Raw genomic sequence first — 13,740 nt, 5'->3', positions numbered from 1 at the left:
AAAATCAAGCGTTTTGACTTTTGTCCCACGTTGCTGCGAAAGCCCCTTTTTATCGCGGATCACGCAGGCGGTATAAGCCGGGTCAAAAACCACAGCGGCTGCTGCGCCCAAACGTATCCATAAGTCGGTATCTTCCGTACGGCTGAGCGACTCGTCAAAACCACCCACGGCTTGTAAAAGCTCTTTTTTTATGACGACAGTGGAACTATTGATGATCGAATCAATACAGCTGGCTTCAAAGAAATCCAGTATAGTCTTATGATTAGGAATCACCACTGAGTAGCTCCGCTGGCGTTTGTTAGAACCTTCCTGTAAATAACTGTTATTCGCAAAGACCAATTCTTCTGGGAAGGCAGTAATGGAACTAGCCAGCGTCTCCAAATGTTCAGGGTACCAAATGTCATCCGCATCAAGTAGGGCAATGAAAGGATTGGAAGCTTGAGCGATTCCTTTATTGCGCGCTGCTGAGGCACCTTGATTCTCTTGGCTGATCAGCTTCACTCGAGCATCCGCTAGAAAAGACTCAATCACTTGAAGACTGCCGTCTGTAGAACCATCATTGACCAATAGTAGCTCAAAATCAGGATGAGTTTGCGCTAACACGCTTTCCAGGGTTCTTTGAATAAAGGCCTGCTTATTGTAAACGGGAATAATGACAGAGAATGCAATCACTTTTTGAGTTTAATGAGGTGATTCATTCGATAAACATCAAAAAGGAGCAGGCTGGGTTTGTTGCTTTTTAGGTTTTTGACAATGGCTCCGGAAAAGGCATTGGATAGGGCCAAGAACACACCAGTCAATCCAAACTTTTTAAGTCGATTATAGACGCGTTGAATAGGGCGTAGATCTGCTTCTAATTTCCCTTGAGCTTCCAGTTCCATTGTGGTTTGGATACCTGCTAATGATTTCTCCAAAAAGGTATCCGAGGACTCCAATCCCAAATGCACCACAGGATTGTCCGTATGCTTAACGCGCGCCTTTTGTTTTTTGAGATTGTTGCTGAACAGATTGTCCAAGCCATAACCTTTGGCGGTTATAGTATTGCACTTTTGAAACATGCTCTTGGTGATACAGAGACTCTGAGAAATAATGAAATGCGGATTTTCGGCCCGTTGTACTGCCGATTTAGCCTCCCGCTTCTTGCCATAGACATAACGCAGCATTTGTTCCCTTTTGGGAGGAGTAGCAGCGTACTCAATTCCTCCAAAGATCACGTTCCAGTCGTCATGAATATCTGCAAGCATGGACTTTAAATAATCTTTTCGCGCGGGCATTACATCAGCATCTAAGAACAATAGCCAATCCGTTTTTGCAGCCTCGGCCAGTTTGGATCGCGTTGCGGTACGTCCCAGATTTTCTGTATTGCTGAGGTATTCAAATCCCAAAGCATTTGCCTGCTCTTTATTTTGAGAAGCAATAACCTGATCACTCGAAGCGTCATCATAGATCAAAACGCGAGCTGGGAGCTGATCGGCTTGGATCTGCCGATGCAATTCCTGCAACAGTTCTCCAATAGCTGTATTAAAGGTTGGAATTAAAATTGAAAGCATGCGCAACTCGAGTTCAACAGTAAAAATACATTTTTAGCTACGATATGTCCTAAAAGCGATTTTTGTTTTACTTTTCTGGTGTCAAAAATTCAACGAATGAATCGAACCCAAATAGCTGATCTGATTGTAAAGCGCCTCCGTGAAGCCCAGGCTGACGCAAAGGAGCAGTATCAAAACAGCAGTGCTGCTATTGGTAATTTTGTCGTTGATGATCTTTTGCCAGAAGACCTGGCGCTGCAGATCCACAAGGCTTTTCCAGACAATAAGGACATGAAGCTCAAAAAGAGCATCAGAGAATACAAGCATGTTGCGGCTCAGATGGATGAGTACGACCCTATTTTGGAAGAGGCCATTTATGCCTTTCAAGATGAGCGTGTGGTGGCTTTGGTGCATGAGATCACAGGAATTGGTGATCTACAACCCGATGAACATCTGTATGCCGGAGGTATTTCTGCCATGGCGCAAGACAATTTTCTCAATCCGCACTTAGACAATTCTCACGACAAGGATCGAGACAAATGGCGGGTGTTGAACTTGCTTTTTTATGTGACTCCAGATTGGCAAGACGCTTATGGCGGCCATTTAGAACTATGGCCGGAAGGAGTCAAAAAGCCGCAAATCACCTTGCACAGCAGATTCAACAGATTGGCCGTGATGGCTACTCATCAAAAGTCTTGGCACAGTGTGAGTCCTGTAGAACACGCCGGTACAAGACAGTGTGTTTCCAACTATTACTTCTCAGATTCTGCCCTCACGCCTGAAGATCGTTTTCACGTCACTTCCTTTAGAGGGCGTCCGGATCAAAAACTTCGAGATTTGGTGCTTCAAATGGACGCTAAGGCTCGTATGGCCTTGCGCAAGGTCTTTAAAAAGGGCGTTAGAGAGAATCCGCACGTTTATAAAAAAGATCAGTCTAAATAGCGCTGTCTTTGGGGCGGCACAACTTTTGTATCTTTAGTGAGCAAGAAAATTGTTCATTATGCGATTGACAAAACTTTTTACTCTAGCCTTAATCTTTTTGGGAGCTATGAGCTATGCTCAGGAATCTCTATATCTAAGTCCGGCTTCTTCAAAAACCGTGTCCAATTCACTGATCATTACTTCGGATGGTAATGTGGGAATTGGCAAGGCGAGTCCTGAGGATGCCTTAGAGGTCAACGGCCGTATTCACGCCAAATCTGTAAAAGTGGATTTAGAAGGATGGGCAGATTTTGTCTTTGCTTCGGATTATGAGCTTCCCAGTTTGACTGAAATGGAAGCCTACATCACAAAGCATGGGCATTTACAAGGGATTCCTTCAGAACAAGAAGCGCTTAGTCAGGGCATTGATCTCGGAGAAATGAACACCCTTTTATTGCAAAAGGTAGAGGAGTTGACCTTACACCTCATTGAAAAAGATAAAAAGATCACCGAGTTGGAAGCGCGTCTGGCACGTTTAGAGGCTTTGATAATCAAAGAGGAATAAGATGCGTAAGATCCTACTCTTACTATTGGTTTTAAGCGCTTTGCCCGTCTTAGGGCAAGAAGCTTCTTGGGCCTATTTACGCATGAAACCAGACCTCCCGGCACTAGAAGATAAAGAAGCAACCGCGTCAGCAGCCACAGGTTCTGAAACATTGGACACAAAGCTCAATGCAGTGCCCAATACTATTTTGCGCAATGCCTTCTTGTATTCCAAGAATCCCGTATTGATGCGGACCTATTTGTTGATCAGCACTCAAGAAGATCTGGCGCAGCAATTAGTTGAAGAGTTTCCGGAATATTTCGAATTCTATGAAAACCTCAAACCAGAAGACGCCAAAGTATTCTATCCCAACGATTACGGAAGTACCAATCCCTTGGGAACTACCACTACAGAAGGATTTACTTTAGATTATTTAGATTTTCTGGATGCGCCTAAGGCCTGGTATTACACCACTGGTTCGAGAGATATTATCATTGGAATTTCCGATGGCCGCTTGGATACGACCAATGTCGATTTTAAAGGCAAAAGCAGACAATTGCGTTCCTCGAGCGTTTCTAACGGACACGGCTACAGCATTTCTGCCAATGCCGCCGCCCAAGGAAATAACGGTTATGGAATTCCGGGTATTTGTTACGACTGCAGTATTTACGGGACCAGTTACGGTTATTTTAAAACCTTAGAACAGTTGGTGGAACTCTCTTATGCGGGAGCGCATGTGATCAATTGCAGTTGGGGTTCTCATATTTATTACGAGACGGCTCAGCAAGCCATTTATGAGATCTACAACAACGGAAGTATCATGGTGGCGGCGGCTCACAATAAGGATTGGAAGGTAACTAAGGGACAAAAGCCATATTATCCGGCCTCTTATGACAAAGTGATCTCTGTAAGTGCGGTGATGCATCGCTATGATGATCCGGCGGACAATATTTTGATTGATGTCAAAGACAATTTCTATTCGGCCAACGTTAAGAATATTGTGGGTCGAACCATGGGATATCCCAACAATGATCTAGAAGCGGAACCATTCGTTTGGCCAGTGTCAACCGCTAATTTGAATAAGGAAGTGGATATTTTAGCGCCCAGTGTGGGCTTGTTCAGCTATTCCAAGTTCATCCTAAAAGATACCATCAGCTATAGTATTTCTGAAACTACTTCTGGGGCAACGCCTTTGGTTTCTGGGACCATTGGTTTGATGCTTTCTTTGAATCTCTGTTTGAGTTTTGAAGAGGTGGAATCGATCTTAAAAGCCACATCGACCAATATTGATAGCTTGGAGGCGAATAAACGATTTAAAGGTTACTACGGATCGGGCTCTTTGAATACAGGACGGGCAGTGATCTTGACCCATCACTTAATGACTCCTGAAGAAGAGGCCGTAATTGAGAATCAGGTGTTTGATCGTTGGGATTTTGAGTTTCGTTCTGTGGCGCGCAATACGATTTTGCGCAATCAGGTCTTCCGCGAAAGCAGCACCCTTAAGATTGAAGCTAAAGAAGGTATTGAATTACAGCCTGGAGTGGAGCTGAGTCCAAATGCATCTGGAAGCATTTTGCTCACTATGAATCCTGACTTGGAAATAAGCTGTCCCGAGAAACAACCGGAAAACCGAGAGGTCATTCTGCCCAAGGGCGAATCGCCTTAAAACTTTAAGCATGTAAAAATTTACCCTTTCGGTTTGTGGATCTTTCGGATCTTAAAAGGCTTTTGTTTTTGAGACTCAAAGTAAGTACGCATTTGCAGGTCAATAATGATTCCGGAGGTGTAAAACTGAATTCCCATCAGCACAAATAAAACGCCGACAAAAACCAGAGGACGGTCACCGATCTCATTACCGATCAACTTTTCATAGAGCAAGTATCCGTTGATGAGCACCCCGAGTCCGAAGAAGAGCAAACCAAGATTCCCAAAAAGGTACATGGGCTTTTGCAAATAGTTGCGCTGAAACAAGATCAAGATCAAGTCATTGACTACCTTAACTGTACGCCCAAGTCCGTATTTAGACTTTCCGTATTGCCGCGGTCTGTGGTTCACCGCAACCTGAGTAATTCTGGCGCCGTTCAAATAGGTCAGCAAGCTGATAAAGCGATGCATTTCCCCATAGAGATTCAGTTCTTTGGCAGTCTCCGCTCTAAATATTTTCAAAGCACAACCTTGATCCTTTACATTGAATTTGGTGGCTTTGCGAATGATAAAATTGGCAATTTTAGAAGGGATCTTCTTTAAAAAGGAATCCTTGCGATTCTTTCGAAAGCCAGTGATCATGTCCCAATCCTCAGCTTCCATTTTGGCCAACATCTCTGGAATGTCCGCCGGATCGTTCTGCATGTCGCCATCTAAGGTTACTATGAAATCACCGCTGGCGTAATCAATTCCTGCAGCCAAGGCCATAGATTGGCCGTAGTTCTTTTTGAGTTCAATGAGGTGAACGTGCTCATGGCCCAGTTTTAGGATCTCTGTACGGGTATTGTCCGTAGAACAATCGTCTATATAAATGAGCTCGTAGCTAAACCCTTTAAGCGCTTCAGCTACCTGCGCGGTAAGCGGAGTCACATTATCCTCCTCGTTATACAAGGGAATGACTAGAGAAAGTTTTACAGGGTCTGCCATGTAGATTACTTAGGCCTGCAATATAGCATAAAACTAAAGATTGGGCGGTTGATAGACCCTAAAGTATGGCGTCTGATCTACCATGATCCAACGTTCTTTGATCAGCACAGAAAGGCGTGCGGATTCCTCATAGTTGTTGGGGTGATCTTCAAAAGGTTCTAAAAAGACGGTCACCTTTTTATCGACCAATATTTGATAGTGCTTTTCAATTTCTCCCGCCAAGTGGTGGTCAAAGACCCAGTCTACACCAATAGGGTTTTTAGTGTCCGTTACATAATGCGCCAAGGTCATGCTCGGTACCACAGTGAAATTGTCGTATTGCTCGCTGAGGGTTTTGAGTTCTTGGTACTGCTGATGGGTTTCAGCGTCACTTTTTATTCCAGCTAACCTCGGGAATACCTCTCCCATAGCGTAGGTGAGTTCGCTGCGATCGGAATCATTATATACCGTTTGATATCCTATCGAGAAACAAACCACAAAGGCCAACAAAACTGCTGCAGCGGATCCTTTGGAGAGTTCTACCTTGGGTAATTTGATCAGTAACGCATAGGTAGCAATAACCATAGCAACGGCGAAATGCACCGGTGTTTTGAATCCATTGCTGATGGAGGCGCACCAACTCAATCCGAGTAAGAGCAACAGCAGGCTAAAGCCTTTGTCTTTACGCCGCATCAAAAGCCCAAAGAGCACTGCTAATAAAAACCAAACTTGATACAACCAAGCCTTGACCGTATGGTAAGAATCTGGGTTGAAAAAGAGGTAGATCAAATACCCAACAATGGCTAAATTTAGCACGACATAGCTGGCCTGAACCGGAATCCGTTTTCTGAAGAAATAAAGAATCCCTCCCAGAGGTATTAACCAAAGCGCCTGACTTTTAAAGGCCAAGGCGTAACTTTTAAATCCTGCTTTATAGAGGGAGCGGCCGCTGGTAAAACTAAAGGTCTGGGCATAAAAAGCGTCCCATGCGCCTTGACTGAGAAGTAAGCCTGCAAAACATCCAGCGAAAAACAAACCAAATCCAACGAGAATAAAGAGCTTTTTAAAATCTTTCTGCAAGGCCAAATAGCTCGCAATCATCACCGGGAAGAAGTAAAAGGATTGCTTGCTCAGCACGCTTAGGGCGATAAAAAATGCGGCAAGCGCAATTTGATACCAGCGCTGATAGCTCAATAAAATATAGAGTCCAATCACTCCAAAAAACACTCCGTCTATAGTGTTCCAGGGCATGGGTGGATAGTTGTGGATGGTCACCACCGCAGCAAGCGCGGAGAGAAAATAGCGCTCTTCACTAGTGAGATTAAGCCATTGTCTGGAGACCAGTTTGACCGCTAAGAACGAAAAGCTAAAGACCTGCACAAAATAAAAGCCTCGGTTGAGCAAATAAGCGTGATCCTCAGTCACATAAAGCAATAGGGAATGGAAGTAGGGCGGTAGTGCAGGTTTTATGTAATAAAAATCAAGATGCGGAAAGTAACCGTTATACATGGACCAAGAGATTCCAAAAATGGAACCCATATCGCCATTTTCCAGTCCGTAGGGTGTATAGAAAAGCAAATAGCCAATAAGGCAGCACCAAAAAAGGATTTTGAATGTGTTTTTAAACCAAAAGCCAGATTGCAGCTGTGTAGATTGAGCCATATTAGACGGTCTTTTGAACCACCTCAAAGATCTGCTGCTCGTCACACTTTAAGGTTTTGGACGGGTATTTTAAGATCAGGGCGTAATCATGCGTAGCCATTAAAATGGTGTTCCCGTTCTTGTTGATCTCTTGCAGCACTTCCATAACTTCTACGGAGGTCTGTGGGTCTAAATTCCCAGTAGGCTCGTCGGCCAAAATGATCTCAGGTTCGTTTAATAGGGCCCGCGCAATGGCAATGCGCTGTTGTTCTCCACCGGAGAGTTCATAAGGATATTTGAATGCCTTGGTTTCCATGCCTACTTTAGAAAGAACAGCCTCAATGCGTTGGTCCATTTTAGGTTTATCCTTCCAACCGGTAGCCTTAAGGACAAACATCAAATTCTCTTTGACCGTTCTGTCGTTGAGCAGCTTGAAATCCTGAAAGACCACACCCAACTTTCTGCGTAAAAACGGAATGTCTTTTTCTTTGAGCGTGCTCAGGTCGTAATCGGCTACAAATCCTTCGCCTTGCTTTAAAGGAAGGTCTCCGTAAAGCGTTTTCATAAAACTACTTTTCCCAGAGCCCGTCTTTCCGATAAGGTATACGAATTCTCCTTTGTTTACGGAAAGGTCTACATCTTTCAGGATCAAATTTTGATTCTGAAAAATAGAGGCTTTAGAAAGTTTTACTACGGCTTCTGACATGAAACGATCGGGATTTTAGGCGTTGATACGAAAATACTGTTTTTGTGCTAAGGTCTTTAAACGGCTGCTGAGTTTTTTTGTAACAAAGTAACCAACAGGACGTTTGTTAATAAACAACGCATGAATTGCGAGAATGTTTATAACCCCTGAATAATTTAGCTGGAATCAGCGCGTTATTAGGATAAGTATCACGCTATCTTTATTGGCGTTTTAACCCAAAATCATGAAGAGATACCTCACCGTATTTTACCTATTTCTTATGCTGAGTGTGGGTAGTTTTGCCCAACAATCTGCAGTCTACACCAGTGATGACGTCACCTTTAAAAAAGCAGTTGCCCTTTACAATAACGGTCAGTATTTAGCTGCGCAGCCTTTGTTTCAACGTATTGGTCGTGAAGCCGAAGACGACGGCCTAAAAAGTGAATGTGCTTATTATGCTGCCAATTGCGCCGTACGCCTCAACCAACAAGGCGCGGATGCGATGATGGAAGCCTTTGTGGCGGATTATCCCACCAGCGTCCGCAGAAATTCTGCCTATATTGATGTGGCGGAGTATTATTTTGAGAACGGCAAGTATTCCTATGCCAGAAAGTGGTACGACAAGGTAGACGACACCCGTTTGAACCGTTCGGATCTGGAGCGCTTTTATTTCAACAACGGTTACGCCTACTTTAAAAGCAAAAATTGGGATGAGGCCAAGACCTATCTCAATCGAGTAGCGGATTCTAAGAACTACGGTTCTCAAGCAAAGTATTACCTCGGATTCATCGCCTATGAGAACGATGCCTATGAGGAGGCCAATGATTATTTTGATCAAGTCGGAGACAATCCGGCCTATAATGAAGAGCTGTCGTACTATCAGGCAGATATGAATTTTAAGCTCGGAAACTTTCAAAAGGCGATTGACCTTGGGAAAGAACAATATGATTCCGCAGCACCTAAAGAGCGTTCAGAGCTGGCCAAGATCATTGGCGAGAGTTATTTCAACCAAGAGAAATACGCCGAAGCCATTCCTTACCTGCAAGAATTCAAAGGCCGTAGAGGCAAATGGAACAATACCGATTACTATCAGTTGGGTTATGCCTACTACAAACAAGGCCAATATGCAGAAGCCATCGCGGAGTTCAATAAAATTGTGGACGGCCGCAACTCCGTTGCACAGAATGCCTTTTATCACTTAGCCGAATCTTACCTCAAACTAGACAAAAAACAAGAGGCCCTCAATGCCTTTAAGAATGCTTCAGAGATGGACTTTTCTGCAGAGATCCAGCAAGATGCTTGGCTCAACTATGCTAAGTTGAGTTATGAGATCGGGAATCCATATACCAGCGTGCCGCAGGTGTTGGCGAGCTATATGGATACCTATCCAGATTCTGAGGCCAATGCCGAATTACAAACGCTGCTCATTGATTCCTACATCACCTCTAAGAATTACGAAGAGGCTTTGAATCTCTTGGAGCGTGAAAAGGATCCTGCTTCAAAGGCGGCTTTTCAAAAAGTAGCTTTTTATCGTGGGATTGAACTGATCCTGGATAATGAATACGCCGAAGCAGAAGGCTATTTGGATCGTTCGTTAACGCAAAAACTAGATGCGGCCTTTACGGCCAGAGCCACCTATTGGAAGGCGCAGTGTGATTATGAACTCAGCAATTATGCCGATGCCTTGGTAGGTTACAGACAATTCAGTCAATTGACAGGAAGTGCCGCAACCCCAGAATGGCGTGATTTCAAATATCACAAAGGCTATGTGCATTTTAAGTTGAAGGAATACGACAGCGCCATTGAAGACTTTAAAAGCTTCTCAGCTTCAACAGCCGATCTGGACCTTAAAAACGATGCACTCTTACGTTTGGGAGACAGTTATTTTGTGACCAGTAAGTACTGGCCAGCTATGGAGCATTACAATATGGCCATTGAAGGTGGGGTGCCGTCCACGGACTATGCGGAATTTCAAAAGGCGATTTCCTACGGTTTTGTAGATCGCAATCCGCAGAAAATAGAAGGCCTAAAGAATTTTGCGAGCAAGTATCCGCGTTCCGCATACAAAGATGACGCGCTTTATGAACTGGGCAATACCTACGTGAGTATTGACAATATTCCAGAAGCTATGCGTACCTACGATCAGTTGGTGCAGGACGTGCCGCAAAGTAGTTATGTGCCACGAGCACTTTTGAAAAAGGCTTTGCTTTTGGATAACGACAATAAATCTGATGAAGCCTTGGGTATTTTTAGAGCCGTAGTGGCTGATTATCCTGGAACACCAGAAGCTCTGCAAGCTGTTTCTTCTGCCAAGCTGATCTATATTGATCAGGGTCGTGTGGATGAATACGGTTCATGGGTTTCTTCTTTAGATTTTGTCGAGGTTGCTGATTCTGAATTGGACGACGCTACCTATAAAGCTGCAGAACAATCGTTCTTGGCCAACAATAAGCGCCAGGCGATCACCCGATTCAAAACCTATGTGGAAGATTTTCCAAACGGACGTCACGCGCTACAGGCCAATTTCTATTTGGGGCAATTGTACTACGGAGAACAAGAATATGCGGAGACCATTCCTCACTACACCTATGTAGTGGAACAACCGCGCAGCGAATACACCGAGCAAGCGCTTTCAAGACTTTCTCAGGTGTATTTGGAAGCTGAAGATTACGCCCAGGCCATTGGACTCTTGGAACAATTGGAGCAAGTCGCAGACTTTCCGGAGAACATCATCTTTGCCCAGTCTAATATTATGAAATCCAGTTATGAGTTGGATCGCTACGAGCAAGCGGTGACCTATGCAGACAAGGTATTGGACAATCCCAAGATCGACACCAAAGTAAAAAGTGATGCACAGATCATCATTGCGCGTTCTGCTTGGCAAACAGGAGATATGGATAAGGCCAAATCCGCCTATAATGAGGTCAATAAAATTGCTTCAGGATCACTTAAAGCTGAGTCACTTTATTACAAAGCATACTTCCAAAATGCAGACGAGGAGTACGCTGCCTCCAATGAAACAGTACAGATTCTGGCCAAGGATTATTCCGGTTACAAAGAATTTGGTGCCAAAGGCTTGGTAATAATGGCCAAGAATTTCTTTGCGCTGGATGACGCTTATCAAGCCACCTATATTCTGGAAAGTGTGATCAGCAATTTTGCCGATTATCCAGAAGTGGTCAGTGAGGCAGAAGCAGAACTAGCAACCATTAAAGCGGCTCAAGCCAAAACCAATGCTTCTGTAGAAACGGGAGGTACCAATTAATTCATCATCAATCTATTTCTAATGAACTTTTTTAACAGACTGATTGCGCTCAGTGCTATACTTATACTAGGGACCTACACTGCCCACGGGCAAGATGACGATGAGGAACAAACCCTCGATACCGAGGTAGTCAATGTGGTTCGTCCTTACAGTCCGAGTCTTTCTGATGCGTTTAAAATAAAACAGACTCCAGAGATCAACGATTCCATTACGAGTCAAAAACAAGACGTGACCTACGGCATCTATTCGGTGCCAGTGGCTTCTACTTTTACGCCAGCGAAAGGAACCGCTGTAGGCGTTGAAAAGGCGGAACGCGCCGCTTTGTATGACAATTACGCTACCCTAGGGCTAGGGAGTTATACCACGGCTCTGGCAGAGTTCTATTCCAGTTGGCAGTTGAGCAGAACGGATAACTTCGGGCTCTTTTTGCAACACAATTCGGCTCAAGGAGATATTGATGATATCCCTTTGGATGCCAGTTTTCTCGATACGGATCTGGCCCTGTCTTATACCTCCTTTCAAAGAGATCTGGGTTATGATATAAATTTAGATGTTACCCATCAGCTTTTCAATTGGTACGGGATCAATCAAGACCTTTCTTTCCCAGATGATGTAGTGAACGGTATTGATCCTACTCAGACTTATTTCAGCGCTTTTTTGAGCGGAGGTTTGACCTTAGAGGATTCCTACTTTAAGTCAGGCCGTGGAACCATAGGATTTTTGTCTGACAAGTTCGGATCCAACGAAATTAGAGCCATTTTAACGCCACAAATTGAACTCCCAATCACAGACTACCGTTTTTTGGTGGATCTGGATTTGGACTTTGTTTCTGGAAGTTTTGAACGTGGTTATTTTGACGACCAACCCATTGACTACGGATTATTGAATTTGGGAGTCAGTCCCGCGCTTGAAATTCTCAATGATGACTTGACTCTGTTTTTAGGAGCTGCCGTTTATATGGGCCAGGACATTGAAAACAGCGATACGGATATTTTTGTGTATCCACGTGTACGGGCTTCTTATAGACTTTTGGACGATACGGTTATTGCCTATGGAGGAATAGAAGGAGATCTCAATCAAAATTCCTATTACGATTTTAAAGAGACCAATCCTTTTGTATCACCTACCTTAATGATCGCGCCTACAGATCAACTCTACGATGCCTATTTAGGGATCAAGGGTAAATTCGCTGGTAATGTGAGTTACAACCTTCGTGGTGGGTACAGCAATGAAAACAACAAACCCTTGTTTTTGTCCAATCCGTATAAAGGAGCAAGCGCTGGTTTTGAAGGTTATGAGTTTGGCAACTCCTTCCAAGTGGTCTATGACAATGTAGAAACGCTCAATTTCTTTGGAGAGCTAAAAATTGCCTTAACCGAGAAAGCGACTTTTGGAGTAAGCGGAAATTACTTCGGCTACACAGGAGAACTCACAGGGAGCAATCCTTGGAACTTACCGGAATTCACAGCCAATGCCTCGGTTGACATTCAGTTTAGCGAAAAGTTGTTTGCCGGAGCGAGTCTGTTCTTTGTGGGAGAGCGCCAAGATGTATTCTCAGATACTTTTACCAACACGCTCCCAGTAGTGGTCACTTTGGATAATTACTTTGATGCCAATCTTTACGGAACTTACCGCATCAATGAGCGCGTTTCTATCTTTTTACGTGGTAACAATTTGGTCGGAACCAACTATCAGAAATGGTATAACTTCCCGGTTCAGGGATTGCAAGTGCTCGCAGGCGCTACCTATAAATTCAATTGGTAGTACTGCGGATTTGATCCGTTAAAGGCATTGACAGATACGCGGGTATTGTTGTATTTTTATACAAAATAACCAACCATGCGAATCCTATCCCTATTGCTTGTTTGTAGTCTGATCTCTTGTAAGACCGAACCTGAAAAGATCTCTGCAGAACTTATCGTCACCAATGCCAATATCTATACCGTAGATGAGCAATTCCGAACGGCCAATGCTTTTGCTGTAGGTGAGGGTGGAGTCATTCTTGGCGTCGGAGCCGATTACGATATCACGGCGGAATTCGAAAGTGAAAATATATACAACGCAGAAGGGAAGACCATAGTTCCTGGGCTTATTGATGCGCATGCGCACCTGCTTAATTTAGGAGTGGGGATGCAAGAAGTAGATTTGGTGGGTACCACCAGTGCCACCGATGTGATTGCTCGTGTTAAGGCCTTTCAGAAAGAAAATCAACCTATTTTTCTAAGCGGACGCGGTTGGGATCAAAACGATTGGGAAGTCAAAGAATTTCCAACCAAGGAGCTTTTAGACGACGTTTTTCCCGATGTTCCTGTTGCCTTAAGACGTATTGACGGTCATGCCTTATGGGTCAATTCCAAGGCCTTAGAAATGGCGGGAGTTACTGCCGACACCAAAATGTCTGGTGGAGAAGTGATCCTTAAAGACGGGGAGCCTAGTGGAATCCTTGTGGATGCGCCCATGCGTTTGGTAGATGCGGTGCGTCCGGAAAAGAATTCTGCCTTTTATATTAAGTCTTTGAAAGATGCAGAAGATTATTGTTTGTCCT

Annotated in this window: 11 protein-coding genes; 6 read left to right on the top strand and 5 right to left on the bottom strand. The window is 44.1% G+C overall.

All coding sequences use genetic code 11. The features are described from left to right. Together HRT75_RS12340 and HRT75_RS12335 are read right to left on the bottom strand one after the other, a co-directional pair. The coding region (locus tag HRT75_RS12340; protein ID WP_291187204.1) for a glycosyltransferase family A protein at nucleotides 1–672 on the bottom strand (672 nt) is incomplete at its 3' end. Beyond that, entirely contained in the window at nucleotides 669–1,550 is an 882-nt protein-coding gene (locus tag HRT75_RS12335) for a glycosyltransferase (RefSeq protein ID WP_291187201.1), read from the bottom strand. The genes HRT75_RS12335 and HRT75_RS12340, both read right to left, overlap by 4 nt. Nucleotides 1,551–1,646: 96 nt before the next feature. On the opposite strand from HRT75_RS12335, the gene HRT75_RS12330 reads away from it, so the two are divergent. From HRT75_RS12330 to HRT75_RS12320, 3 genes are read left to right on the top strand one after another with little or no spacing between them, the layout of a single operon-like run. Continuing rightward, nucleotides 1,647–2,471 (top strand): 2OG-Fe(II) oxygenase, encoded by an 825-nt coding sequence (locus HRT75_RS12330; protein ID WP_291187197.1) that lies wholly within the window; start codon nucleotides 1,647–1,649, stop codon nucleotides 2,469–2,471. 58 nt (nucleotides 2,472–2,529) lie between these two features. Continuing rightward, nucleotides 2,530–3,015 carry a hypothetical protein gene (locus tag HRT75_RS12325; protein ID WP_291187195.1) on the top strand — a complete coding sequence of 162 codons (486 nt, stop codon included), beginning with the start codon at nucleotides 2,530–2,532 and terminating at the stop codon, nucleotides 3,013–3,015. A 1-nt stretch (nucleotide 3,016) separates the two neighbouring features. Further along, nucleotides 3,017–4,660 carry a S8 family serine peptidase gene (locus HRT75_RS12320; protein WP_291187192.1) on the top strand — a complete coding sequence of 548 codons (1,644 nt, stop codon included), beginning with the start codon at nucleotides 3,017–3,019 and terminating at the stop codon, nucleotides 4,658–4,660. Nucleotides 4,661–4,680: 20 nt separating this feature from the next. Here the strand turns inward: HRT75_RS12320 and HRT75_RS12315 are convergent, their stop codons facing one another. The 3 genes from HRT75_RS12315 to HRT75_RS12305 are packed head-to-tail and all read right to left on the bottom strand — an operon-like array spanning nucleotide 4,681 to nucleotide 7,951. Beyond that, a complete protein-coding gene (locus HRT75_RS12315) occupies nucleotides 4,681–5,625 on the bottom strand; it encodes a glycosyltransferase family 2 protein (protein WP_291187190.1) in 945 nt (314 codons plus the stop codon). Between the two features lie 33 nt (nucleotides 5,626–5,658). After that, on the bottom strand, nucleotides 5,659–7,266 hold the full coding sequence (locus HRT75_RS12310; protein ID WP_291187187.1) for a hypothetical protein: 1,608 nt from the start codon (nucleotides 7,264–7,266) through the stop codon (nucleotides 5,659–5,661). A 1-nt stretch (nucleotide 7,267) separates the two neighbouring features. Further along, nucleotides 7,268–7,951, bottom strand: coding sequence for an ATP-binding cassette domain-containing protein (locus tag HRT75_RS12305; protein ID WP_291187184.1), 684 nt, complete (start codon nucleotides 7,949–7,951; stop codon nucleotides 7,268–7,270). A gap of 223 nt (nucleotides 7,952–8,174) precedes the next feature. Here HRT75_RS12305 and HRT75_RS12300 point away from each other — a divergent pair, with 223 nt between their 5' ends. The 3 genes from HRT75_RS12300 to HRT75_RS12290 all read left to right on the top strand — a co-directional run. Continuing rightward, complete coding sequence (locus HRT75_RS12300; RefSeq protein ID WP_291187182.1) at nucleotides 8,175–11,195, top strand: tetratricopeptide repeat protein; 3,021 nt, start codon at nucleotides 8,175–8,177, stop codon at nucleotides 11,193–11,195. Nucleotides 11,196–11,216: 21 nt separating this feature from the next. Beyond that, entirely contained in the window at nucleotides 11,217–12,959 is a 1,743-nt protein-coding gene (locus tag HRT75_RS12295) for a TonB-dependent receptor (RefSeq protein WP_291187180.1), read from the top strand. Nucleotides 12,960–13,034: 75 nt separating this feature from the next. After that, nucleotides 13,035–13,740, top strand: a 706-nt coding sequence (locus tag HRT75_RS12290; protein ID WP_291187177.1) for an amidohydrolase family protein, incomplete at its 3' end; no start/stop codon positions are given.

Origin of the sequence: Gilvibacter sp., assembly GCF_013214815.1 — a bacterium.
Lineage (GTDB): Bacteria > Bacteroidota > Bacteroidia > Flavobacteriales > Flavobacteriaceae > Gilvibacter.
This window is presented reverse-complemented; position numbering and strand designations above follow the sequence as displayed.

Excerpts from the sequence above, each read along its gene's own strand:
- HRT75_RS12330 (WP_291187197.1), top strand. The coding sequence starts at position 1,647 with ATGAATCGAACCCAAATAGCTGATCTGATTGTAAAGCGCCTCCGTGAA.
- HRT75_RS12335 (WP_291187201.1), bottom strand. The coding sequence starts at position 1,550 with ATGCTTTCAATTTTAATTCCAACCTTTAATACAGCTATTGGAGAACTG.
- HRT75_RS12300 (WP_291187182.1), top strand. The coding sequence starts at position 8,175 with ATGAAGAGATACCTCACCGTATTTTACCTATTTCTTATGCTGAGTGTG.
- HRT75_RS12295 (WP_291187180.1), top strand. The coding sequence starts at position 11,217 with ATGAACTTTTTTAACAGACTGATTGCGCTCAGTGCTATACTTATACTA.
- HRT75_RS12325 (WP_291187195.1), top strand. The coding sequence starts at position 2,530 with ATGCGATTGACAAAACTTTTTACTCTAGCCTTAATCTTTTTGGGAGCT.
- HRT75_RS12315 (WP_291187190.1), bottom strand. The coding sequence starts at position 5,625 with ATGGCAGACCCTGTAAAACTTTCTCTAGTCATTCCCTTGTATAACGAG.
- HRT75_RS12305 (WP_291187184.1), bottom strand. The coding sequence starts at position 7,951 with ATGTCAGAAGCCGTAGTAAAACTTTCTAAAGCCTCTATTTTTCAGAAT.
- HRT75_RS12310 (WP_291187187.1), bottom strand. The coding sequence starts at position 7,266 with ATGGCTCAATCTACACAGCTGCAATCTGGCTTTTGGTTTAAAAACACA.
- HRT75_RS12320 (WP_291187192.1), top strand. The coding sequence starts at position 3,017 with ATGCGTAAGATCCTACTCTTACTATTGGTTTTAAGCGCTTTGCCCGTC.